General features: G+C 42.8%; 20 protein-coding genes, 5 tRNA genes and 3 rRNA genes (1 of these 28 cut by a window edge). 25 read left to right on the forward strand and 3 right to left on the reverse strand.

The window, feature by feature from the left end; translation table 11 throughout:
• The first annotated feature begins 63 nt into the window (after positions 1 to 63).
• From yabP to ACSVDJ_RS00355, 4 genes are all read left to right on the forward strand, one after another.
• Complete coding sequence (gene yabP, locus ACSVDJ_RS00340; protein WP_439170972.1) at positions 64 to 360, forward strand: sporulation protein YabP; 297 nt, start codon at positions 64 to 66, stop codon at positions 358 to 360.
• Positions 357 to 968 (forward strand): spore cortex biosynthesis protein YabQ, encoded by a 612-nt coding sequence (gene yabQ, locus ACSVDJ_RS00345; protein ID WP_439170970.1) that lies wholly within the window; start codon positions 357 to 359, stop codon positions 966 to 968. The genes yabP and yabQ overlap by 4 nt, the downstream gene beginning before the upstream one ends.
• 16 nt (positions 969 to 984) lie before the next feature.
• The gene (locus tag ACSVDJ_RS00350; protein WP_439170969.1) at positions 985 to 1,383 is read left to right on the forward strand and encodes an FtsB family cell division protein; all 399 of its coding nucleotides are present in this window, start codon (positions 985 to 987) and stop codon (positions 1,381 to 1,383) included.
• Between the two features lie 83 nt (positions 1,384 to 1,466).
• Complete coding sequence (locus ACSVDJ_RS00355) at positions 1,467 to 1,907, forward strand: S1 domain-containing RNA-binding protein (protein ID WP_439170968.1); 441 nt, start codon at positions 1,467 to 1,469, stop codon at positions 1,905 to 1,907.
• A 127-nt stretch (positions 1,908 to 2,034) separates the two neighbouring features.
• Here the strand turns inward: ACSVDJ_RS00355 and ACSVDJ_RS00360 are convergent, their stop codons facing one another.
• From ACSVDJ_RS00360 to ACSVDJ_RS00370, 3 genes are all read right to left on the reverse strand, one after another.
• Positions 2,035 to 2,445, reverse strand: coding sequence for a VOC family protein (locus tag ACSVDJ_RS00360; protein WP_439170967.1), 411 nt, complete (start codon positions 2,443 to 2,445; stop codon positions 2,035 to 2,037).
• Positions 2,446 to 2,562: 117 nt separating this feature from the next.
• Positions 2,563 to 2,634: transfer RNA gene (locus ACSVDJ_RS00365), tRNA-Glu, on the reverse strand.
• A 19-nt stretch (positions 2,635 to 2,653) separates the two neighbouring features.
• Positions 2,654 to 2,730, reverse strand: a tRNA-Met gene (locus ACSVDJ_RS00370).
• A gap of 180 nt (positions 2,731 to 2,910) precedes the next feature.
• Between ACSVDJ_RS00370 and spoIIE the strand changes: the two genes are divergently transcribed.
• The 21 genes from spoIIE to ACSVDJ_RS00475 all read left to right on the forward strand — a co-directional run.
• Positions 2,911 to 5,406 carry a stage II sporulation protein E gene (gene spoIIE, locus ACSVDJ_RS00375; RefSeq protein ID WP_439170965.1) on the forward strand — a complete coding sequence of 832 codons (2,496 nt, stop codon included), beginning with the start codon at positions 2,911 to 2,913 and terminating at the stop codon, positions 5,404 to 5,406.
• Positions 5,407 to 5,491: 85 nt separating this feature from the next.
• Positions 5,492 to 6,226, forward strand: a complete 735-nt coding sequence (locus tag ACSVDJ_RS00380) for a vWA domain-containing protein (protein WP_095479479.1) — start codon at positions 5,492 to 5,494, stop codon at positions 6,224 to 6,226.
• A complete protein-coding gene (gene prkT, locus ACSVDJ_RS00385) occupies positions 6,195 to 7,163 on the forward strand; it encodes a serine/threonine protein kinase PrkT (protein WP_439170964.1) in 969 nt (322 codons plus the stop codon). Before ACSVDJ_RS00380 ends, prkT begins: the two co-directional genes overlap by 32 nt.
• Positions 7,164 to 7,245: 82 nt before the next feature.
• On the forward strand, positions 7,246 to 8,634 hold the full coding sequence (tilS, locus tag ACSVDJ_RS00390) for a tRNA lysidine(34) synthetase TilS (protein WP_439170963.1): 1,389 nt from the start codon (positions 7,246 to 7,248) through the stop codon (positions 8,632 to 8,634).
• 4 nt (positions 8,635 to 8,638) lie between these two features.
• Positions 8,639 to 9,190 carry a hypoxanthine phosphoribosyltransferase gene (gene hpt, locus ACSVDJ_RS00395; RefSeq protein WP_439170962.1) on the forward strand — a complete coding sequence of 184 codons (552 nt, stop codon included), beginning with the start codon at positions 8,639 to 8,641 and terminating at the stop codon, positions 9,188 to 9,190.
• Positions 9,191 to 9,307: 117 nt separating this feature from the next.
• Positions 9,308 to 11,293 carry an ATP-dependent zinc metalloprotease FtsH gene (gene ftsH, locus ACSVDJ_RS00400; RefSeq protein WP_439170961.1) on the forward strand — a complete coding sequence of 662 codons (1,986 nt, stop codon included), beginning with the start codon at positions 9,308 to 9,310 and terminating at the stop codon, positions 11,291 to 11,293.
• A gap of 137 nt (positions 11,294 to 11,430) precedes the next feature.
• Positions 11,431 to 12,198 carry a type III pantothenate kinase gene (locus ACSVDJ_RS00405; protein WP_439170959.1) on the forward strand — a complete coding sequence of 256 codons (768 nt, stop codon included), beginning with the start codon at positions 11,431 to 11,433 and terminating at the stop codon, positions 12,196 to 12,198.
• A gap of 16 nt (positions 12,199 to 12,214) precedes the next feature.
• On the forward strand, positions 12,215 to 13,093 hold the full coding sequence (gene hslO, locus ACSVDJ_RS00410) for an Hsp33 family molecular chaperone HslO (RefSeq protein ID WP_439170957.1): 879 nt from the start codon (positions 12,215 to 12,217) through the stop codon (positions 13,091 to 13,093).
• Between the two features lie 161 nt (positions 13,094 to 13,254).
• Complete coding sequence (gene cysK, locus ACSVDJ_RS00415) at positions 13,255 to 14,181, forward strand: cysteine synthase A (RefSeq protein WP_439170955.1); 927 nt, start codon at positions 13,255 to 13,257, stop codon at positions 14,179 to 14,181.
• Positions 14,182 to 14,283: 102 nt separating this feature from the next.
• On the forward strand, positions 14,284 to 15,099 hold the full coding sequence (gene folP / locus ACSVDJ_RS00420) for a dihydropteroate synthase (protein WP_439170954.1): 816 nt from the start codon (positions 14,284 to 14,286) through the stop codon (positions 15,097 to 15,099).
• A gap of 4 nt (positions 15,100 to 15,103) precedes the next feature.
• Positions 15,104 to 15,463 (forward strand): dihydroneopterin aldolase, encoded by a 360-nt coding sequence (gene folB / locus ACSVDJ_RS00425; protein WP_439170953.1) that lies wholly within the window; start codon positions 15,104 to 15,106, stop codon positions 15,461 to 15,463.
• A gap of 11 nt (positions 15,464 to 15,474) precedes the next feature.
• Complete coding sequence (gene folK / locus ACSVDJ_RS00430) at positions 15,475 to 16,002, forward strand: 2-amino-4-hydroxy-6-hydroxymethyldihydropteridine diphosphokinase (RefSeq protein WP_439170952.1); 528 nt, start codon at positions 15,475 to 15,477, stop codon at positions 16,000 to 16,002.
• Complete coding sequence (locus tag ACSVDJ_RS00435; RefSeq protein ID WP_439170951.1) at positions 15,954 to 16,163, forward strand: helix-turn-helix domain-containing protein; 210 nt, start codon at positions 15,954 to 15,956, stop codon at positions 16,161 to 16,163. Before folK ends, ACSVDJ_RS00435 begins: the two co-directional genes overlap by 49 nt.
• A gap of 19 nt (positions 16,164 to 16,182) precedes the next feature.
• Positions 16,183 to 17,181 (forward strand): tRNA dihydrouridine synthase DusB, encoded by a 999-nt coding sequence (dusB, locus tag ACSVDJ_RS00440; protein ID WP_439170949.1) that lies wholly within the window; start codon positions 16,183 to 16,185, stop codon positions 17,179 to 17,181.
• Positions 17,182 to 17,218: 37 nt separating this feature from the next.
• Positions 17,219 to 18,706, forward strand: coding sequence for a lysine--tRNA ligase (gene lysS / locus ACSVDJ_RS00445; protein WP_439170948.1), 1,488 nt, complete (start codon positions 17,219 to 17,221; stop codon positions 18,704 to 18,706).
• A 334-nt stretch (positions 18,707 to 19,040) separates the two neighbouring features.
• A 16S ribosomal RNA gene (locus ACSVDJ_RS00450) occupies positions 19,041 to 20,595 on the forward strand.
• Between the two features lie 168 nt (positions 20,596 to 20,763).
• Positions 20,764 to 23,696 (forward strand): 23S ribosomal RNA (locus ACSVDJ_RS00455).
• A 194-nt stretch (positions 23,697 to 23,890) separates the two neighbouring features.
• Positions 23,891 to 24,006, forward strand: a 5S ribosomal RNA gene (gene rrf, locus ACSVDJ_RS00460).
• The 16S, 23S and 5S rRNA genes sit together here with 3 tRNA genes alongside, the layout of an rRNA operon.
• A gap of 7 nt (positions 24,007 to 24,013) precedes the next feature.
• Positions 24,014 to 24,089, forward strand: a tRNA-Val gene (locus tag ACSVDJ_RS00465).
• Positions 24,090 to 24,104: 15 nt separating this feature from the next.
• Positions 24,105 to 24,180, forward strand: a tRNA-Thr gene (locus ACSVDJ_RS00470).
• 19 nt (positions 24,181 to 24,199) lie between these two features.
• Positions 24,200 to 24,246, forward strand: a tRNA-Lys gene (locus ACSVDJ_RS00475) (it continues 26 nt past the right edge of the window).

Consider the following 24,246-nt stretch of genomic DNA (forward strand, 5'->3'; position numbering starts at 1 on the left):
TTCGCTTTCTTCTGCATACATTTAGTGGCAAAGCTTGTACTTTCCACAATGAGGGGGAGAAGGATGAATCAATCATATGATTTTCATGATAAAGGGACGGCGGAACATGATGTAGTGATGCGAGGGAGAAAGTTATTAGAAATTACCGGAGTAAAGCAGGTAGAAAGCTTTGATAGTGAAGAATTTCTTTTGACGACTGTCATGGGTGATCTATCAATTAAAGGTCAAAACTTGCAGATGAAAAATTTAGATGTAGACAAAGGGATCGTCGCTATTAAGGGGACAATTTTCAGCTTCGTATATTCCGATCATTCAGCAGGCGAAAAATCAAAAGGCTTGTTCAGTAAGCTATTCAAATGAATCTTACTGTCCAATTTGAAACGATGATGGCAATGATCGTCATGGGATTCATTTTTGGCGCACTATTAGATACGTATCAGCGTTTTCTGCAAAGATCAACTCGCCCTCGCTGGATGACTTTTATTAGCGATATGATCTTCTGGTGCCTTTATGCGGGCTTACTGTTTTACAGTCTATATAGAATTAACTATGGGGAAATCCGTGTCTATGTTTTTTTAGCTGTGCTGTGCGGTTTTGCGGCTTATCAGGCATTATTCAAATCCATTTATTTGAAGGCTTTAGAATGGGTCATCGTATTTCTTTTCAACGTATTCATGTTAATCAAGAAAACGATTTATTATTTAATCATTTTTCCAGTTGTCATTCTCTGTCAATGGGTGATTAAATGTCTATGTTTGCTGGGCAAGGGACTGATGACCCTTGCCAAAATGTGTCTTCACCTATTATTATTTATAGGGAAAGTCATATTTTTTCCTGTTCGCCTTATTTTTAAGCTATTACCGCTACGTATTCGAAACAAAATAGCCGATATAAATAAAAAAATAGCAGGAGTTTTTCTATACACCAAGAATCAATTAATAAATATAGCAAAACGTTGGAATAAATAGGCCGGGAGGAAGAGGAATGAGCGGATTAAATAAACAAAAAGTGATCGCTTTGAAAAACGCTTTTGTTTCCAACTGGACGAAAAGAGAATTACTTGTAGCAAGGCATAAGAAAAAGTTATATAGAAGGCTTGCTGCTTTCTCTATTTTAGCACTTATTATTATTGCGGGCCTTGGGTCTACACTTATTTCTCAATCTGCTCATTTGGAAGAGAAGCAGAAACTAAAAGCAGAAACGCAAGCATCGCTAGTTGAATTAAAAAAGCAACAAAAGCAATATGAAGAAGAGCTTGAACGATTGAATGATGATGAATATATTGCAGAGCTTGCGAGAAAGAAGTACTTTTTATCAGATGAGGGAGAGATCATTTTCAATATTCCTGAAGCTGACGAAAAAGGTGAAAAGACAGGAGAATAACTAGAGGTTATATTGACACCTTTTTTTTACGTAATATAATATAATGTAAAGTTCGATCATTTCTAAGGAGGAAAAATTTTTTTATGTCAATCGAAGTAGGCAGCAAGTTACAAGGTAAAGTGACAGGCATCACTAAATTCGGAGCGTTTGTTGAACTGCCAGGAGGCTCGACTGGATTAGTGCACATTAGTGAAGTAGCGGACAATTATGTGAAAGATATTAACGATCACTTAAAAGTTGGCGATGAGGTAGAAGTGAAGGTTATTAATGTGGAGAATGATGGAAAGATCGGTTTGTCCATCCGCAAAGCGAAAGATCAACTACAGCAGCAACAGCAGTCCTATCGTCCACGTCCCAAAAATAATGATTACCGTTCTAAAGGGCCAAGAGGAAGCTACACGCCTCCAAAAGAAAATTTTGAACAGAAAATGGCTCGTTTCCTAAAGGATAGTGAAGACCGTCTGTCAACTTTGAAGCGCCAAACGGAATCACGTCGTGGGGGAAGAGGCGCGAAACGCAGTTAATTGCTGCCTATTCAAACTATATGTGATAGATTTTCTAAAGGCGTTGCTTTCACAAAAAAAAGCTGTTTCAAGAGCTCGGACGTTCAAGCTCTTGAAACGGCTTTTTATTTTTAACACTTTATTGCGTTTACGCTTTTGGATAGTCAAGATCCCAGATAATGCCGAAACGATCTTGTACCTTAGCGAATTTTGAGTTCCAAAAAGTATCTTGAAGCTCCATAAGAACTGTACCATCTTGGCAAAGAGCATCGTAAATGGATTGAATTTCTTGTTCAGTTTCTAATGTAAGAGCAAGTGAAATGTGATTGCCAGATTCAACATGTTGCCCTAAAAATGCATCGGATACCATGATGACAAAATCACCTTTTCCGAATCGAGCATGCATAATTTTTTCTGCCGCTTCAGGCGGAGTTGGAAAATCGGCTTCTCCAAATGTTTGAATGCCTTGTACTTCAGCGTGAAATGTGTTGACGTAAAAATCGATCGCTTCACGTGCGTTTCCGTTAAATGTTAAATAAGGTGTTGCTTGTCCTTTCAAGAAATTCACTCCCTTCATTTTATAAGATAAATATAAGAGGTAGTATAATGAAAGTCAATAAAAAACCAGATGCGTTTGAACCACTTGGATTCAAAAACATCTGGTTTTTTGTGCCGATGACCCGTACGGGATTCGAACCCGTGTTACCGCCGTGAAAGGGCGGTGTCTTAACCGCTTGACCAACGGGCCTTTATAGATTTTGCTATTTTGGTAGCGGCGGAGGGGATCGAACCCACGACCTCACGGGTATGAACCGTACGCTCTAGCCAGCTGAGCTACGCCGCTATAAAAATAATTATTTGAAGCACAATGAATATAATACTTTACGACATAATCAATTGTCAATCATTTTTGATGTGCATATTGTCGAACACTTTTTTGAGGCAGGTCTCTCATTTTGACAAAGTTTTGTCTTGTTCTTCTTTATAATATTCAACAAACCAAAAACGAATAGAGGTGCTAACTATGGAGAGGGTGGAAAGAAACATAGTAGAGCCGGTCGGTCAGGTAGATTTGGAGGAGAGAAAAGTAGAACTGTTCCGAGGGTTGAAGAAAGTGATTTTTCAACTGCAGGAATGGATGCTTGAAAAAGGGTTTGTCTTTTTATTGATCGGTTTTTTACTGGGACGTGCCTTAATTCTGTCGCATTTAACCCCTTTCGCTCTACCATTCTTTGTATCCGTTTTTATGTTAAGGAGAGAGTCTGCTCCATTAGCATTTATCGGTATACTTGCTGGATCTCTCACTTTATCAATTGATCAAATTAGTTACTCCTTTGCAACGATTGTGCTCTTTTTAGTCGTACATCGCCTGTTTAAGAATTTCACTAAACAAGACACAATCTCTATTCCATTTCTCGTTCTGTTTATTGTGTTAAGTGTGAATTTAGGTTTGGCTTATATTCAAAATAGTTACATTCTTAATAGCTATGATGTATTGATGGGGGTGATTGAAGCCGCGCTTGCTTTTGTTTTGACACTTATTTTTATGCAGAGCATCCCGTTTTTAGCACTTAATAAACGAGTAAAGTCTTTAAAAATGGAAGAGGTCGTTAGTTTAATTATTACGCTTGCCTCTATTACGTCAGGAACGATTGGTTGGTCCCTTTACGGCTTATCAATTGAACATATCTTTTCAAGGTATTTAGTGTTAGTTTTCGCTTTGATTTCTGGAGCTGCTGTTGGGTCAACTGTAGGGGTAGTGACAGGGTTGATCTTCAGTCTTGCGAGTGTAGCTAGCTTCTTTCAAATGAGTTTACTTGCCTTCGCTGGATTGTTGGGAGGATTATTGAAGGAATGGCGCAGGCTAGGAGTATCTATGGGGTTATTGACGGCCACGTTGCTTGCTGCAATGTACAATGAAAATGGTATTCCGCTAGCGCCATCGATGTATGAATCGTTAGTAGCCGTTATGTTCTTATTTTTAACCCCAAAGATTGTTACTGATCAGTTGGCCAAGCTTATTCCTGGTACGGCAGAACATTCGAAAGAACAACAACAATATTTAATGAAAATGAGAGATGTGACTGCTAACAGAGTGGAACAGTTTTCTGAAGTGTTTCAAGCTTTATCGAAGAGCTTTTCTCATTTTAACGTGAATAATCTGGATGAATGTGAGGAAAGGGAGGTAGATGTGTTCCTAAGTTATGTGACGGAGAAAACATGCCAGACCTGCTTTAAAAAAGAACAATGCTGGACCACTAATTTTAATCAAACGTATCAATTAATGACAGATGTATTGCACGAGTTCGATGAAGGCAATGAAAAGCTTTCGCAAAAGCTTGCTAAAGATTTGGAAAGGCATTGCTTCCGTCCAAAACGAGTTGAGGAGGCGGTTAACCAACAACTGACTTATTACCAAGCGAATCAAAAATTAAAAAAGCAAGTATACGATAGTAGAAAGCTTGTCGCTGAACAGCTTCGAGGAGTATCAGAGGTGATGAGTGACTTTGCGGAAGAGATTCAGCGAGAAAGAGAAAATCATCATCAGCAAGAGGAACAAATATTTGAAGCGATTGAGTCGTTTGGCATTGAGATTGAGCACATTGATATATATAACTTGCAAAAAAGCAATGTCGATATTGACATGATCGTTCCTTATTCGAGCAACCAGCATGGGGAATGTCAAAAATTATTAGCCCCGATGCTATCGGATATTTTAGGAGATAACGTTATTGTTCATAAGGAAGAATGTGAAGGAGGGGTAGGCGGAGTTTGTGAAATCACTTTTCGTTCAGCTAAAGCATTTGCGATAGAAACGGGTGCGGCTCATGCAGCAAAAGGTGGAGGGTTTGTCTCTGGAGATAGCTATTCAACGATTGAACTAGGTGCAGGGAAATATGCGGTAGCGATTAGTGATGGGATGGGCAATGGGGAAAGGGCGCATTATGAAAGCAATGAAACTTTGCGGCTGCTTCAGCAAATTTTAAAATCAGGCATTGAAGAAAAGCTGGCGATTAAATCGGTCAACTCAATTTTGCAGCTGCGAACGACAGATGAAATTTTCTCCACGTTGGACTTAGTGATTATTGATTTGCAAGATGCTGCCGCCAACTTTTTAAAGGTAGGCTCGACTCCTAGCTTCATTAAGCGTGGCAATAACATTATTAAAGTCGAAGCGAGCAATTTACCGATGGGCATTCTTCAGGAGTTTGAAGTGGATGTGGTGAGCGAGCAATTAAAGTCGGGTGATTTAATCATTATGATGAGTGACGGAGTATTTGATGGACCGAAAAATGTGGAGAATAACGATATGTGGATGAAGCGGAAGATTGCGGAATTGGAAACGGATGATCCCCAACTAGTAGCGGACTTGTTAATGGAAGAAGTGATTCGAACAAGGGCGGGAGATATTGAAGACGATATGACCGTGGTGGTGACAAAAATAGCCCATAACTTACCGAAATGGACATCGATCCCGATGAATATCAGCTTTTCAAAAAACAGAAAGAAAATCTCTTAAAAATAGATGAAGGGCACAGATGTATATTTCCTCTTTTTTCCGGCGAGGATATTAATAACTCGTAGAAGGTAGGAGGGGATTTTTCATGAAAGCAGGTACAATTAAGCAAATATTATTGCTGACTGACGGCTGTTCGAATTCAGGTGAAGATCCAGTTGCGATGGCTACATTAGCAGCTGAACAAGGAATTACAGTCAATGTTATTGGAATTGTAGGGCGTGAGACGGAGAATCCAAGAGGGTTAACAGAAATTGATCATATTGCTCTATCGGGAGGTGGGATTAGCCAAATCGTTTATAAAACGCAGCTGTCTCATACAGTACAAATGGTGACTCGGCAGGCAATGACGCAAACATTGCAAGGAGTGGTCAATCAACAATTAAAGAAAATATTAAGCAATGATGTTGAAATAGAATCTTTACCGCCAGAAAAACGAGGCGAAGTGATGGAGGTAGTCGAGGAGTTAGGCGAAACGGCCAATTTAGAAGTATTGATTTTAGTAGATATGAGTGCCAGTATGCAAGATAAATTACCAACAGTGAAAGAAGCGCTGTTAGATCTTTCTTTAAGCATGAATGCCAGAATGGGAAACAATTTATTTTCACTCTATGTATTTCCCGGGAAAAGAAAAGAAGTTGAGCAGCTGTTAGATTGGACACCGAAGTTAGAATCATTAACTTCATTGTTCTCTAAGCTATCCACCGGAGGATTAACACCGACAGGCCCTGCGATTCGTGAAGCCATCTCACAGTTTAAGCAAAAACGAAATGAAAAAGGCTGGTTGTCACATGATGATGAATACTTCGAAGAATCAATTTAGTTTACCGAGAGGGACGGTGATTCGAGGAAAGTGGCATAAGCAAACGTATATTGTTGAGCGTGAGTTAGGGCGAGGGGCGACTGGTACGGTTTTTTTAGTAAAGGGTAAAGAGGGGTCGCTTGCTTTAAAGCTGAGTAGTCAACTTTCAATTACATCTGAAATGAACGTACTGAAGGCATTTAATAAGGTCCAGGGGTCTTCCCTCGGGCCTTATTTGGTCGATGAGGATGATTGGGAAGTAGGAGATCAAACGTATCCTTTTTATGTAATGGAATATATTCAAGGACCAACGCTTTCTTCATTCATTAATAAGAAGGGTGTTTCGTGGATCGGTGTATTGCTTTTACAGTTGCTTGAGAATTTACAAGTCCTTCATCAAGAAGGGTGGATATTTGGTGATATTAAGCCGGATAATTTAATTGTGGTTGGGCCGCCTTTTCGTCTTCGTTGTATCGATGTCGGTGGCACGACAAAGCAAGGGAGAGCAGTGAAGGAGTATACCGAATTCTTTGATAGAGGGTATTGGGGAGCGGGTTCGCGGACGGCCGACCCCTCTTATGATGTATTTGCGACAGCTATGGTAGCAGTTAACCTTGTATACCCTAATCGATTTGAAAAAGATGGGAATGGAGTGAAAGGAGTGATCGCACGTATCAAACATAAGAAGGAGTTGGAAACTTATGCCCCTGTATTGATCCATGCGTTGCAAGGTGATTATTCATCCGCAAAACAAATGAGAGCGGAATTGATGAAAGCCTTAAGTCCGAAGCTCATTCCTAATGATCCAGTGAAAAAAGTGACGAATACAAGACGTACAGGAGGAAGAACGGCGATCAAGCGGAAGCAACGTACAAGACAGCAGCTCAAAGCAGCGGCTGCTATTTTCACAATTACGTTCCTATATGCGCTTTATGTTTTTCTTGAATTATTGCAATGAAAAATGGGGATCAGAAATTGTTTTCCTTTCGAAAAAAGTGATAGTATAGTCATAAATATTAAAAGATCGAGAAGAGGAAATTATGCTGGTATTTGAAGAGCGAATGAAACGGTTTATTAAGCAGCATCAATTAATTGAAAAAGGGGATAAGGTAGCCGTCGGTGTATCAGGCGGACCAGATTCTTTAGCGCTCTTGTCTTACTTGGCTAATCATCGTGATGTGTTTCAGATCGAAGTGTATGCTCTCCATTTAGACCATATGTTCAGAGGAGAAGAGTCCTGTGCTGAACTGCGGTTTGTTGAACATTTTTGCGACAAGCGTAACATCCCTTGCTACACTAAGCAGGTGAAAGTTTCAGCGGTGATGGAACAGCAAGCAACAGGGTTACAAGAGACAGCCCGCGAAGTTCGTTATCGATTTTTTGAAGAGGGGTTGCAAAAGTTCTCTGCCAACAAACTAGCCTTGGCTCATCACGGAGATGATCAAATAGAGACGGTGTTAATGCAACTAGTGAAAGGAGCAAGCACAAGAACGGGAATTCCCGTGCGTCGCCCCTTTGCCGATGGAGAAATCATTCGGCCGATGCTTCTTTTAACGAAGGAAATGATCGAGCAGTATTGTTCAGCTGAAGGGCTTGAACCGAGGAGAGACCCGAGCAACGATCGTTTAGATTACACGAGGAATCGATTCCGACATCATCTACTTCCGTTTTTAAAACAGGAAAACCCGAAAGTCCACGAACATTTTCAGAGATTTAATGAGGAAATGAAGGAGGATGACCAGTTTTTAAATGAATTAACAGAAGCAACCATGCATAAAGTATGGGAAAAAGATGAAGCTAGTGCAAAAGTACAAATCAATGCGTTTATAGAGGTGCCTTTGCCTTTACAAAGAAGAGCGATTCATCTAATATTAAACTATCTTTACAAAGGTAAAATAGCGTTTTCCTTCATACATATTCAACAAATTCTTCAATTGCTAAAAGGCGGATCTTCATCTGGTAGCTTAGACCTTCCTGATGGGTTGAAAGTTCGCCGTGAGTATCAGCAATGTATCTTCAGTTTTGAACAGGAATGGAAAAAAGAATATGAGTTTGCTTTACAGATTGGAGAGCGTGTTGCTTGGCCGTTCGGCGGTGAATTTATGTTAACTGCTGAGGCACCTACATCGATGGAGAACGATCATTATTTCATGATCGATCCGCATGCGATGAAGCTTCCGCTGTATATACGCACAAGAAAGCAAGGAGACAAGATTTCACCAAAAGGGATGAATGGCTCGAAAAAGCTGAAACGTTTATTTATTGATGAGAAAGTTCCCAAAACGAAACGTGATCGGTGGCCAATTATTACCGATTACGACGGTGAAGTGCTATGGGTACCGGGGTTAAAGAAGTCCAAGTATGAGGCTAAAGTTACTAGCCATCATGTCACTTTAATTTATATAAGCAGTCATTTGCTAGGAGGATAACACATTGTTAAATCAAGATATTGAACAAATTTTGATTTCTGAAGAAGAAATTCAAGCGAAAATTAAAGAGTTAGGTGGTCAGCTCACCGAGGAATATCAGGATAGATTTCCACTTGTGGTCGGTGTGCTAAAAGGCGCTATGCCATTTATGTCTGACTTGTTAAAGAGAGTAGACACTTATTTAGAAATGGATTTTATGGATGTGTCTAGTTATGGAAGCTCAATGACTTCGTCTGGAGAGGTTAAAATCGTGAAGGATTTAGACACTTCAGTTGAAGGAAGAGATGTTCTCATTATCGAGGATATCATCGACAGCGGCTTAACATTAAGCTACCTTGTGGAGCTTTTCCGTTACCGTAAAGCGAAATCAGTTAAAATTGTTACGCTTTTAGACAAGCCAACAGGTCGTAAAGCGAAGATCAAAGCGGATATCGTAGGCTTTAAAGTGCCGGATGCCTTTGTCGTAGGTTATGGACTTGATTACGCTGAGAAATATCGCAACCTTCCATATATCGGAGTGTTAAAACCTGAAGTGTATACAAAAACGGAAGAGTAATAAAAGGGTTGATTGGATTAAATGAAATTGCCAAACAACATGCCAAATAGTTGTAATGCCAAGATTTTCTGTGATAGTATTGAATACAATGTTTTTTATAGTGGGAGGAGGTAAGGGATGAACCGAATATTTCGTTATACCATATTTTACTTACTAGTATTTCTCGTTATTATTGGGGTTGTTAGTTATTTCAATAATGGCAATGAGCCTAATAAAAATATAACGTATAATCAATTTGTTTCAAGTCTTGAAAAAGATGAAGTGGCATCGTTTACAATGCAACCAGAGAGAGGCGTTTATGCCGTTCGTGGTCAGCTTAAAGGAGCAGAAGAAGGCGAGTATTTCCTTACTTATGTGATGAATAGCGAGTCGATGTTAAATCGAGTAGATCAGGCAGCTAAAGATTCAAAAGTAGAAGTGCTTCCAGCTAAAGAAGCAAGTGGTTGGGTCTCTTTCTTCACGACGATTATTCCATTCTTAATCATTTTCTTGCTCTTTTTCTTCTTATTGAACCAAGCGCAAGGTGGCGGTAGCCGAGTAATGAACTTCGGTAAGAGCAAGGCGCGCTTATACAATGATGAAAAGAAAAAAGTCCGTTTTAAAGACGTGGCTGGAGCAGATGAAGAGAAGCAAGAGCTTGTTGAGGTTGTTGAATTCTTAAAAGATCCTCGCAAATTCGCTGAATTAGGTGCTAGAATTCCAAAAGGTGTTCTATTGGTGGGACCTCCTGGTACAGGTAAAACCCTTCTTGCACGAGCAGCCGCTGGAGAAGCTGGTGTTCCATTCTTCACGATCAGTGGTTCTGACTTCGTAGAAATGTTCGTCGGTGTCGGTGCTTCTCGTGTGCGTGATTTATTTGAAAATGCGAAAAAGAATGCACCTTGTATTATCTTTATTGATGAAATTGATGCCGTTGGTCGTCAGCGTGGCGCGGGTCTTGGCGGTGGTCACGATGAGCGTGAGCAAACGTTGAACCAATTGCTTGTTGAAATGGATGGATTTAGTGCCAATGAAGGAATTATTATCATTGCTGCGACAAACCGCCCAGATATTCTAGACCCTGCTTTATTACGTCCTGGTCGCTTTGACCGTCAAATTACTGTTGATCGTCCAGATGTAACAGGTCGTGAAGCGGTTCTTCATGTTCATGCACGAAACAAACCGCTTGATGAATCAGTGGACTTAAAAGCAATCGCGATGAGAACGCCAGGATTTTCTGGTGCTGACTTAGAAAACTTATTGAATGAAGCAGCTCTTGTAGCCGCTCGTCGAAATAAGAAAAAAGTTGATATGCTTGATATCGATGAAGCAACAGATCGCGTCATTGCCGGTCCAGCTAAGAAAAGTCGCGTCATTTCCGAAAAAGAAAGAAATATTGTCGCTTTCCACGAAGCGGGACATACAGTTATTGGTTTAGTGCTAGATGAAGCAGATATGGTTCATAAAGTAACAATCGTTCCTCGTGGTCAAGCTGGTGGATATGCGGTCATGCTTCCGAAAGAAGATCGCTATTTCATGACAAAGCCAGAGTTGCTTGATAAGATTACTGGCTTGCTTGGTGGACGCGTAGCAGAGGATATTGTTTTTGGTGAAGCATCCACAGGTGCCCATAATGACTTCCAGCGTGCAACGGGTATTGCTCGTCGCATGGTGACGGAGTTTGGTATGAGTGATAAGCTTGGCCCGTTACAGTTTGGTCAAACATCTGGTGGTCAAGTATTCTTAGGTCGTGACTTTAACAATGAGCAAAACTATTCAGATAAGATTGCTTATGAAATCGACCTTGAAATTCAACACATCATTAAAAATTGCTATGAGCGTGCGAAAGAAATTTTAACGGAGAATCGCGATAAGCTAGACGTCATTGCGAATACGCTTCTTGAAATTGAAACATTAGATGCTGCTCAAATTAAGCACCTTGCTGATCATGGAACACTGCCTGAAAGAAAGTATGCTGATTCGGAGTCTTCCGATGCAAGTGGAAATGATCAAGTGAAAGTTAATGTACAAAGAAAAGAGGAGCCAGCCCAAGCGGAAGATGTTGTAGAATCTGAAGACAAGCCGGTTGCTCCGATAAATAAAGATGATGAGCTGAAAAGCTAAATGAAAAGGACGTCGATGCTATGAAATCGACGTCCTTTTTTTCAAATTAGTATAGGCGTACAATAATGCCGATAAGGTTCATATGTGGTATGATGAATGGCAGAAAATAAAAAGTCTGTATGGTGTGGTGAGAAAAGTTGATATTTGTTTTGGATGTAGGGAATACAAATACCGTGTTAGGTGTGTATGAAAATGATGTATTAAAATATCACTGGCGCATTGAAACAAATCGCAATAAAACAGAGGACGAATACGGTATGATTATTAAGAATCTGTTTGAACATGAAGGTCTTACTTTTTCACAAATTGATGGGATGATTATCTCCTCAGTTGTGCCGCCAATCATGTTTTCTCTTGAGAAAATGTGTAAAAAATATTTTAATATAAAGCCGCTTATTGTCGGCCCTGGTATAAAAACAGGATTGAACATTAAATATGAAAATCCTCGTGAGGTTGGTGCGGACAGGATTGTCAATGCGGTAGCTGCTATTCATGAGTATGGCAGTCCGCTCATCATTGTTGATTTTGGTACAGCAACGACGTATTGTTATATTGATGAAGGTGGACATTATATGGGAGGGGCGATTGCTCCAGGTATTAATATTTCAACAGAAGCTTTGTATTCAAGAGCAGCTAAGCTTCCTCGTATTGAGATCGTCCGCCCTGATCAGATCGTTGGAAAAAACACTGTAGCAGCGATGCAAGCAGGTATTTTATTTGGATACGTCGGGCAAGTCGACGGGATCGTTAATCGAATGAAGGCTCAAAATAAAAAGACACCAACTGTGATTGCGACTGGTGGGTTAGCTCCTTTAATTGCTGAGGAGGCAACTAGTATTGATGTAGTCGATCCGTTTTTAACACTAAAAGGTCTTTGCCTCATTTACAAACGAAACATTGGATAAAGAAGGAAGTGCTTAGATGAAAGACTATTTAGTAAAAGCGTTAGCCTTTGATGGGCAAGTGCGCGCGTATGCAGCTAATACAACAGAAACAGTCGGTGAAGCGCAAAGCAAACATTACACTTGGCCAACAGCGTCCGCGGCGCTTGGTCGAACAATGACAGTCGGTGCAATAATGGGAGCTATGCTCAAAGGTGAAGAAAAGCTTACGATTAAATTGCAAGGTGGCGGACCAATTGGCTTAATCCTCGTGGATGCCAACGCCAAAGGAGAAGTTCGAGGATATGTGACGAATCCACAAACTCACTTTGACTTAAATCAACATGGTAAGTTAGATGTTCAGCGTGCGGTCGGAACAGATGGGATGCTTTCAGTTGTGAAAGATGTAGGGCTTCGCGACCATTTTACAGGACAAACGCCAATCGTTTCTGGAGAAATAGGAGAGGATTTCACTTACTATTTTGCTTCATCTGAGCAAGTACCTTCTGCTGTTGGTGTAGGAGTGCTTGTCAATCCAGATAATTCGATTTTAGCTGCTGGCGGCTTTATTATTCAAATTATGCCGGGTGCATCGGATGAAACGATTACTCATATTGAAGAAAAAATCACGAACATGACGCCTATTTCTAAGCTGATTGAACAAGGTTTAACTCCAGAGGAAATTCTTTTTTACATTTTAGGAGAAGAAAATGTAAGGATTTTAGAGGAGATGCCGTTAAGCTTTAAGTGTACTTGTTCAAAAGAGCGTTTTGGCAATGCAATTATCGGCCTTGGAAAAACAGAAATTGAAGAGATGATTACTGAAGAAGGACAGGCGGAAGCGCAGTGTCATTTCTGTAATGAAACGTATTTGTTTACAGAAGATGAACTGAAGCAAATGAAGGAAGAGGCCAAATGATCCTTGATCGTATGTAACAAGAAAAACCTGACAAGACGATTTTGTTTTGCAGGTTTTTTTGTAATAATTGAGAATTTAAAGGATAAAAAGATTGACTTTTCTCAAAAAAACTGCTAAATTCTATATAACCAATAAAAATACTCGGTATTGAGGTGGAGAGAATGGTACGTATAGCAAATTCGGTAGCTGAATTAATTGGGCAGACACCGATTGTAAAGTTAAATAATGTTGTAGATGAAAATAGTGCAGAAGTTTATTTGAAGCTTGAATATATGAATCCAGGTAGCAGTGTTAAGGACCGTATTGCTTTAGCGATGATTGAAGCAGCTGAAGAAAAAGGCGGTTTGAAAAAAGGAGGCACAATCATTGAGCCGACGAGCGGTAACACGGGAATTGGGCTAGCGATGGTTGCAGCAGCGAAAGGGTATCGCGCAATTCTTGTGATGCCTGAAACGATGAGTATGGAACGTCGTAACTTACTTCGTGCATATGGTGCAGAGCTTGTGCTGACACCAGGCGCGGAAGGAATGGGTGGAGCTATTCGTAAAGCGAAAGAGCTAGCAGAAGAGCACGGTTATTTCATGCCACAGCAGTTTGAAAATGAAGCTAATCCTGAAATTCACCGCCTTACGACAGGTAAAGAGATCGTTGAACAAATGGATCAACTAGACGCTTTCATTTCTGGGATTGGAACAGGCGGAACGATTACCGGAGCTGGTCAAGTATTAAAAGAACAGTTCAAAGACATTAAAATTTATGCGGTAGAGCCAACGGATTCACCTGTTTTATCCGGTGGTAAGCCAGGTCCACATAAAATCCAAGGTATCGGTGCAGGGTTTGTACCGAAAGTATTGAATACAGACGTGTATGACGAAATCATTAAAATAGAAAATGAAGATGCATTTGAAACTGCTCGTAAAGTGGCGCGTGAAGAAGGTATCTTAGGTGGTATTTCTTCAGGGGCAGCCATTTCTGCCGCTCTGCAAGTAGCAGCTAAGCTTGGAAAAGGTAAAAAAGTATTGGCGATTATTCCAAGTAACGGAGAGCGCTATTTAAGTACACCACTTTATCAGTTTGATGAAGAGTAATAACGAAAGAAAGCAGGCTGAGAAATCAGTCTGTTTTTTCTTTTGCTCTATTTCTTTGGTAAAATAAAAGCAGGTTAAAAAGTGGAAGGAGCTTTTGGAATCATGAAAGTGAAAGCGGGAGAACACCTTTTAGATTTTCAGCAAAAGACATACATTATGGGAATTTTAAACGCAACCCCGGATTCTTTTTCAGATGGCGGTTTCTTTCATCATGTCGACAACGCCGTCCGTCATGCGAAAGAAATGGTTGCTTCAGGAGCAGACTTAATTGATATCGGTGGCGAATCAACTCGCCCAGGTCACATTCCTGTCTCGCTTGAACAAGAACTTGAACGAGTTTTGCCTGTTATTCAAGCAGTGGCTGCTGAAGTAAATGTCCCTTTATCGATTGACACGTATAAAGCAGAAACAGCTCGGCAATCGATCGAAGCGGGGGCTCATATCATTAATGATGTGTGGGGAGCAAAGAAGGACCCTGAAATTGCAGCGGTCGCAGCGGAGAAACAAGTGCCTATTATTTTAATGCATAATCGCGAGCAAATGGATTATGAAGTGTTCATAAGAGATGTGTTAGCAGATCTATATGAAAGTATTAATATTGCGATGAAGGCTGGTGTCGAGAAGGGTCAGATTATTCTTGACCCTGGAATCGGATTTGCTAAAAGTATGGATCAAAACTTAGAGATGCTTCGTCAATTAGATAAGATTGTAGCTTTAGGATTTCCTGTGCTATTGGGAGCTTCACGAAAAAGAATCATCGGCCATGTTCTCGATCTTCCAGTAGAAGAAAGAATGGAAGGGACAGGCGCAACATGCTGTTTCGGTATTCAACAAGGGTGCAACATATTAAGAGTGCATGATGTGAAGTCGATTAGCCGCATGGCAAAAATGACGGATGCCTTGATAGGAAAGGGGTGAAAGTATGGACAAGATCTATGTAACAGGTATGGATTTTTACGGATATCATGGGGTTTTCCCAGAAGAAAATAAGCTTGGTCAACGTTTCCGAGTAGATGCTACGTTAGAAGTATCACTACAGCGAGCAGGAGAAACGGATCAACTGGAATACACGGTGAATTATGCAGATGTATATCAAATTTGTAAAGACGTCGCAGAAGGCTCACCATTTAAGCTAGTAGAGAGTGTGGCGGAGAAAATAGCGGCTACTCTTTTGGATAAACTTCCTTCTGTTCAAGCTTGTACAATTAAAGTGATTAAGCCCGATCCCCCGATCCCTGGACATTATCAGCATGTAGCAGTGGAAATAATGAGAAAAAGATAGAAGGATGATCCATGGAAAACAAAGCTTATTTATCACTCGGCACGAATGTGGGTGACAGACTCGCTAACTTACAAGCGGCATTGACGAGTCTTCGGAACGACGAGTATATTTTAATTAAACAAATCTCTTCTATTTATGAAACTGACCCAGTAGGTTATACCGAACAAGCTAGTTTTTTAAATATGGTGGTAGAAATTCGCACGTCTTTAAGTGCGGAGGAACTGTTAGATAAATGTCTTTCTATTGAAGCACAGCTTGGTCGAATAAGAGAAATCAAATGGGGACCAAGAACAATAGACCTTGACATTTTATTATATAATCAAGACAATATTGAATCAGAGAAACTAATTGTTCCGCACCCTAGAATGCGTGAACGTGCTTTTGTGCTTATACCGTTATTAGAGATAGATTCAACAACATGCTTTCCAGGCACACGTATGACGCTTGAAGAACTTAGTACTAGTATTCAAGGGAAAGAAGGTGTTCGGCTATGGAAACGGATCAATGGGGACGACGTATCCGGGCCTTTAGAAAATTGAAAGGCTTTACCCAGGAAGAGCTTGCTCATGAAATAGGTGTGCCTGTATCTGCATTAGGAGACGTAGAAAGAGGCTACCGTCCTATTACGGAACAGCTGCTGCAGCAAATCGCTGAAGTGCTTCAAATTCGTGTGGAAGAGCTAAGCCCGCCGGATAAATAAATAGAAAGGAGAGTGAAGTATGCTAAAAATCGGAAATATTGAAATGAAAAATCCGGTTGTTCTTGCCCCGATGGCAGGTATATGTAACTCTGCGTTTCGCTTGACAGTGAAAGAGTTTGGCGCCGGTTTAGTTTGCGCTGAAATGGTCAGCGATAAAGGGATTGTCTTTCAAAACGAAAAAACGCTAGACATGCTTTATATTGATGAGAGAGAAAAGCCGCTTAGTCTACAAATCTTCGGTGGTGAAAGGGAATCTCTCGTTCAAGCAGCAAGTTTCGTGGATAAAAACACCAACGCAGACATTATCGATATTAATATGGGTTGCCCAGTACCTAAAATTACGAAATGTGATGCGGGTGCGAAATGGTTGCTTGATCCAAATAAAATTTACGAGATGGTTGCCGCTGTTACGGACGCCGTTAGTAAACCGGTCACAGTGAAAATGCGCATGGGCTGGGATGAAGACCACATTTATGCAGTAGAAAATGCTAGAGCGATAGAAAGAGCAGGCGGACAAGCGGTTGCGCTTCATGGGCGTACTCGCGTGCAAATGTACGAGGGTCACGCCAATTGGGATATTATTAAAGAAGTGAAGCAATCAGTTAACATCCCGGTTATTGGGAATGGTGACGTTCAAACCCCTCAAGATGCCAAGCGCATGTTAGATGAAACGGGTGTCGATGGTGTCATGATCGGTCGTGCAGCACTTGGGAACCCGTGGATGATTTATCGCACCGTTCATTATTTAGAAACAGGTGAATTGATGGGTGAACCGACGGCTCGAGAAAAAATCGATGTTTGCTTACTACACTTAGATCGATTGATCGAGCTGAAAAATGAATTTATTGCTGTGCGCGAGATGAGAAAACATGCGGCTTGGTACTTAAAAAGTATTCGAGGCAATGCTAGCGTACGTAAAGAAATTAACTTATGTGATACAAGAGATGAGCTTGTGAATTTGCTGTCCGGTTTTGTTCAAGAAGTTGAGGAGAAAGAAGCAACTAGTCAAGTTGGATAAAGCGCAGGGCGATTATAGATAGAGGAGTGAATATTAGATGAGTCAAGAAGATTTAAATGACCAATTGCTAGTTAGAAGAGAGAAAATGCAAGAGTTAAGAGAAAAAGGAATGGACCCGTTCGGCAAACGATTTGAACGTACTCATTCAGCAGCAGAGATTATTTCCGAATTTGATCAGTTTTCGAAAGAAGAGCTTGAAGAGAAAGAAGTGTCGGTGACAATCGCTGGACGTGTAATGACGAAGCGTGGAAAAGGGAAGGCTGGATTTGCGCATGTGAAAGATCTTTCTGGCCAAATTCAAATCTACGTCCGTAAAGACGCTATTGGAGAAGAAGCATATGAAGTCTTCAATATGACGGATTTAGGGGATATTGTAGGTGTAGCTGGCACAATCTTCAAAACACAAGTAGGAGAACTTTCAATTAAAGTAACTCATTATGAGTACTTAACGAAAGCTTTGCGTCCTCTTCCGGATAAATTCCATGGATTGAAAGACGTAGAACAGCGCTACCGTCAACGCTATTTAGACTTAATTACAAGTCCAGAAAGCCAACAAACTTTCGTTGCTCGTAGCCGTATTATTCAATCTATGAGACGCTATTTAGATGAACAAGGCTATTTAGAAGTGGAAACACCGATGATGCATTCAATTGCTGGTGGTGCATCTGCTCGTCCATTCGTTACTCACCATAATGCTCTTGATATGGAGTTGTATATGCGTATTGCCATCGAGCTTCACTTAAAGCGTCTAATCGTTGGTGGTATGGAGAAGGTCTATGAAATTGGTCGTGTATTCCGTAACGAAGGAATTTCTACACGCCATAACCCGGAATTTACAATGATCGAATTGTATGAAGCTTATGCGGATTATCAAGATATTATGCGCTTAACAGAAAACTTAATTGCTCATATTGCACAGGAAGTATTAGGTACTACGACAGTACAATATGGAGAATATGAAGTAAATCTAGAACCTCAATGGCGCCGTTATCACATGGTGGACGCGGTGAAAGAATACGCTGGGGTAGATTTTTGGAAAGAGATGACTGACGAAGAAGCTCGTCAATTAGCAAAAGAGCATGGTATCGAGTATAAAGAAACGATGCAGTACGGTCATATCGTCAATGAATTTTTCGAACAAAAGGTAGAAGAAAAGCTAATACAGCCTACGTTTATTTATGGGCATCCAGTAGAAATTTCACCTTTAGCAAAGAAGAATGACGAGGACCCTCGTTTTACTGATCGTTTTGAGCTATTCATTGTTGGACGTGAGCATGCTAATGCATTTACAGAATTAAATGATCCAATTGATCAAAGAGAACGTTTTGAAGCTCAATTAAAAGAACGTGAACAAGGTAATGATGAAGCTCACGAAATGGATGATGATTTCATAGAAGCACTTGAATACGGACTTCCTCCTACGGGTGGCCTCGGAATCGGTGTAGATCGATTAGTTATGTTGTTAACAAACTCTCCTTCTATTCGTGACGTTCTGTTATTCCCATTAATGAGACATAAAGAATAGTATGCGAAAAAGACTGCCTTAAGGCGGTCTTTTTTCTTGAGAGTGTTGCAAAAATAAGTTTATATATGATTCTATTAAAAAAATGAAAAAAGTGCTTGCATCGACTCTTTAGAGATGTTATATTTATATTCGTTGCTAACGACGACAGCAAGTTTTGATAAAAAACTTCAAAAAAGTTGTTGACAACAAGATGGACAAAGTGTTAATATAATAAAGTCGCTAAAAATGACAGAGGTTAAAATTGATCTTTGAAAACTGAACAAAATAAACGTCAACGTTAATTCTAAAAAACTTAGTTTATCTAAGTGAAACAATTTATGAGCAATCAAACACTTTATCGGAGAGTTTGATCCTGGCTCAGGACGAACGCTGGCGGCGTGCCTAATACATGCAAGTCGAGCGAACTTGATGGAAGCTTGCTTCTATTCAAGTTAGCGGCGGACGGGTGAGTAACACGTGGGTAACCTACCTGTAAGACTGGGATAACTCCGGGAAACCGGGGCTAATACCGGATAAGTTCTTTCTCCGCATGGAGAAGGATTGAAAGATGGTTTCGGCTATCACTTACAGATGGACCCGCGGCGCATTAGCTAGTTGGTGAGGTAACGGCTCACCAAGGCGACGATGCGTAGCCGACCTGAGAGGGTGATCGGCCACACTGGGACTGAGACACGGCCCAGACTCCTACGGGAGGCAGCAGTAGGGAATCTTCCGCAATGGACGAAAGTCTGACGGAGCAACGCCGCGTGAGTGAAGAAGGTTTTCGGATCGTAAAGCTCTGTTGTTAGGGAAGAACAAGTATCGGAGTAACTGCCGGTACCTTGACGGTACCTAACCAGAAAGCCACGGCTAACTACGTGCCAGCAGCCGCGGTAATACGTAGGTGGCAAGCGTTGTCCGGAATTATTGGGCGTAAAGCGCGCGCAGGCGGTCTTTTAAGTCTGATGTGAAAGCCCACGGCTCAACCGTGGAGGGTCATTGGAAACTGGAAGACTTGAGTGCAGAAGAGAAGAGCGGAATTCCACGTGTAGCGGTGAAATGCGTAGAGATGTGGAGGAACACCAGTGGCGAAGGCGGCTCTTTGGTCTGTAACTGACGCTGAGGCGCGAAAGCGTGGGGAGCAAACAGGATTAGATACCCTGGTAGTCCACGCCGTAAACGATGAGTGCTAAGTGTTGGAGGGTTTCCGCCCTTCAGTGCTGCAGCTAACGCATTAAGCACTCCGCCTGGGGAGTACGGTCGCAAGACTGAAACTCAAAGGAATTGACGGGGGCCCGCACAAGCGGTGGAGCATGTGGTTTAATTCGAAGCAACGCGAAGAACCTTACCAGGTCTTGACATCCTCTGACAACTCTGGAGACAGAGCGTTCCCCTTCGGGGGACAGAGTGACAGGTGGTGCATGGTTGTCGTCAGCTCGTGTCGTGAGATGTTGGGTTAAGTCCCGCAACGAGCGCAACCCTTGATCTTAGTTGCCAGCATTTAGTTGGGCACTCTAAGGTGACTGCCGGTGACAAACCGGAGGAAGGTGGGGATGACGTCAAATCATCATGCCCCTTATGACCTGGGCTACACACGTGCTACAATGGATGGTACAAAGGGCTGCAAGACCGCGAGGTTTAGCCAATCCCATAAAACCATTCTCAGTTCGGATTGTAGGCTGCAACTCGCCTACATGAAGCCGGAATCGCTAGTAATCGCGGATCAGCATGCCGCGGTGAATACGTTCCCGGGCCTTGTACACACCGCCCGTCACACCACGAGAGTTTGTAACACCCGAAGTCGGTGGGGTAACCCTTACGGGAGCCAGCCGCCTAAGGTGGGACAGATGATTGGGGTGAAGTCGTAACAAGGTAGCCGTATCGGAAGGTGCGGCTGGATCACCTCCTTTCTAAGGATAGAACGGAAAGTAAGAACGTTGTTCTTACTCAAATTAACGACGCGTTTTATTTTGTTCAGTTTTGAAGGATGAATTCCTTCTATAACTATTACTTGTTCTTTGAAAACTGGATAATATCGTATAAAGTAACCAAGCAATAACCGAGTAATCGCCATTTTAGGTTAAGTTAGAAAGGGCGCACGGTGGATGCCTTGGCACTAGGAGCCGATGAAGGACGGGACTAACTCCGATATGCTCCGGGGAGCTGTAAGTAAGCTTTGATCCGGAGATTTCCGAATGGGGAAACCCACTGTTCGTAATGGAACAGTATCTCTATCTGAATACATAGGATAGTTGAAGGCATACCCGGGGAACTGAAACATCTAAGTACCCGGAGGAAGAGAAAGCAAATGCGATTCCCTGAGTAGCGGCGAGCGAAACGGGAACAGCCCAAACCAGAAGGCTTGCCTTCTGGGGTTGTAGGACACTCTACACGGAGTTACAAAAGAACGGGATAGGCGAAGAGGTCTGGAAAGGCCCATCAGAGAAGGTAACAATCCTGTAACCGAAATTTCGTTCTCTCCAGAGTGGATCCTGAGTACGGCGGAACACGTGAAATTCCGTCGGAATCCGGGAGGACCATCTCCCAAGGCTAAATACTCCCTAGTGACCGATAGTGAACCAGTACCGTGAGGGAAAGGTGAAAAGCACCCCGGAAGGGGAGTGAAAAAGATCCTGAAACCGTGTGCCTACAAGTAGTTAGAGCCCGTTAATGGGTGATAGCGTGCCTTTTGTAGAATGAACCGGCGAGTTACGATTTCATGCAAGGTTAAGTCAGAAAGACGGAGCCGCAGCGAAAGCGAGTCTGAATAGGGCGAATGAGTATGAGGTCGTAGACCCGAAACCAGGTGATCTACCCATGTCCAGGGTGAAGGTAAGGTAACACTTACTGGAGGCCCGAACCCACGTACGTTGAAAAGTGCGGGGATGAGGTGTGGGTAGCGGTGAAATTCCAATCGAACCTGGAGATAGCTGGTTCTCTCCGAAATAGCTTTAGGGCTAGCCTCAAGGGAAGAGTTTTGGAGGTAGAGCACTGTTTGGACTAGGGGCCCCCATCGGGTTACCGAATTCAGACAAACTCCGAATGCCAAAAACTTATCCTTGGGAGTCAGACTGCGAGTGATAAGATCCGTAGTCAAGAGGGAAACAGCCCAGACCACCAGCTAAGGTCCCAAAGTATACGTTAAGTGGAAAAGGATGTGGAGTTGCTTAGACAACCAGGATGTTGGCTTAGAAGCAGCCACCATTTAAAGAGTGCGTAATAGCTCACTGGTCGAGTGACTCTGCGCCGAAAATGTACCGGGGCTAAACGTATCACCGAAGCTGTGGATTGACATCTTTGATGTCAGTGGTAGGAGAGCGTTCTAAGGGCTGTGAAGCTAGACCGTAAGGACTGGTGGAGCGCTTAGAAGTGAGAATGCCGGTATGAGTAGCGAAAGAAGGGTGAGAATCCCTTCCACCGAATGCCTAAGGTTTCCTGAGGAAGGCTCGTCCTCTCAGGGTTAGTCGGGACCTAAGCCGAGGCCGAAAGGCGTAGGCGATGGATAACAGGTTGATATTCCTGTACCACCTATTTACCATTTGAGCAATGGGGGGACGCAGGAGGATAGGGTAAGCGCGCGAATGGAAATGCGCGTCCAAGCAGTTAGGCCGATGACGAGGCAAATCCCGTCATCATCAAGGCGGAGCTGTGACGGCGAGGGAAATATAGTACCGAAGTTCCTGATTCCACACTGCCAAGAAAAGCCTCTAGCGAGGTAAAAGGTGCCCGTACCGCAAACCGACACAGGTAGGCGAGGAGAGAATCCTAAGGTGAGCGAGTGAACTCTCGTTAAGGAACTCGGCAAAATGACCCCGTAACTTCGGGAGAAGGGGTGCTCTTTGGGGTGAATAGCCCCGAGGAGCCGCAGTGAATAGGCCCAGGCGACTGTTTAGCAAAAACACAGGTCTCTGCGAAGCCGCAAGGCGAAGTATAGGGGCTGACGCCTGCCCGGTGCTGGAAGGTTAAGGGGAGCGCTTAGCGTAAGCGAAGGTGTGAACCGAAGCCCCAGTAAACGGCGGCCGTAACTATAACGGTCCTAAGGTAGCGAAATTCCTTGTCGGGTAAGTTCCGACCCGCACGAAAGGCGTAACGATCTGGGCACTGTCTCAACGAGAGACTCGGTGAAATTATAGTACCTGTGAAGATGCAGGTTACCCGCGACAGGACGGAAAGACCCCGTGGAGCTTTACTGTAGCCTGATATTGAATTTTGGCACAGCTTGTACAGGATAGGTAGGAGCCTTTGAAGCGTGAGCGCCAGCTTACGTGGAGGCGTTGGTGGGATACTACCCTGGCTGTGTTGAACTTCTAACCCGCACCCCTGATCGGGGTGGGAGACAGTGTCAGGTGGGCAGTTTGACTGGGGCGGTCGCCTCCTAAAAAGTAACGGAGGCGCCCAAAGGTTCCCTCAGAATGGTTGGAAATCATTCGCAGAGTGTAAAGGCACAAGGGAGCTTGACTGCGAGACCTACAAGTCGAGCAGGGACGAAAGTCGGGCTTAGTGATCCGGTGGTTCCGCATGGAAGGGCCATCGCTCAACGGATAAAAGCTACCCCGGGGATAACAGGCTTATCTCCCCCAAGAGTCCACATCGACGGGGAGGTTTGGCACCTCGATGTCGGCTCATCGCATCCTGGGGCTGTAGTCGGTCCCAAGGGTTGGGCTGTTCGCCCATTAAAGCGGTACGCGAGCTGGGTTCAGAACGTCGTGAGACAGTTCGGTCCCTATCCGTCGCGGGCGCAGGAAATTTGAGAGGAGCTGTCCTTAGTACGAGAGGACCGGGATGGACGCACCGCTGGTGTACCAGTTGTCTTGCCAAAGGCATCGCTGGGTAGCTATGTGCGGACGGGATAAGTGCTGAAAGCATCTAAGCATGAAGCCCCCCTCAAGATGAGATTTCCCATAGCGCAAGCTAGTAAGATCCCTGAAAGATGATCAGGTAGATAGGTTCGAGGTGGAAGCGTGGCGACACGTGGAGCTGACGAATACTAATCGATCGAGGACTTAACCAATAAAGCAGAGGCGACTGTTCAGACATGACAAGCAAATGTTCTGACGCTGGAAAGACGTTAGTCTTGTAAGCGGCAGGTTATTTGACTCGAATGTCTAGGAGCCGGAGCTAGAAATAGATACACCAATAGGCGATTTGCAAGGTTACAATACTTATTATCCAGTTTTGAAAGAACAACTCTTTCAAACTTTATAGTCTGGTGGCGATAGCGAAGAGGTCACACCCGTTCCCATACCGAACACGGAAGTTAAGCTCTTCAGCGCCGATGGTAGTTGGGGGGTTCCCCCTGTGAGAGTAGGACGTTGCCAGGCAAAACATGGAGGATTAGCTCAGCTGGGAGAGCACCTGCCTTACAAGCAGGGGGTCGGCGGTTCGATCCCGTCATCCTCCACCATTAAATTTTTGATAAGCCGGTGTAGCTCAACTGGTAGAGCAACTGACTTGTAATCAGTAGGTTGGGGGTTCAAGTCCTCTTGCCGGCACCATTTTTGACAATATTATTTTGAGCCATTAGCTCAGTTGGTAGAGCATCTGACTTTTAATCAGAGGGT

The sequence above is a fragment of the Bacillus sp. Hm123 genome (genome assembly GCF_051842975.2).
In the GTDB taxonomy this organism is placed as follows: domain Bacteria; phylum Bacillota; class Bacilli; order Bacillales; family Domibacillaceae; genus Bacillus_CE.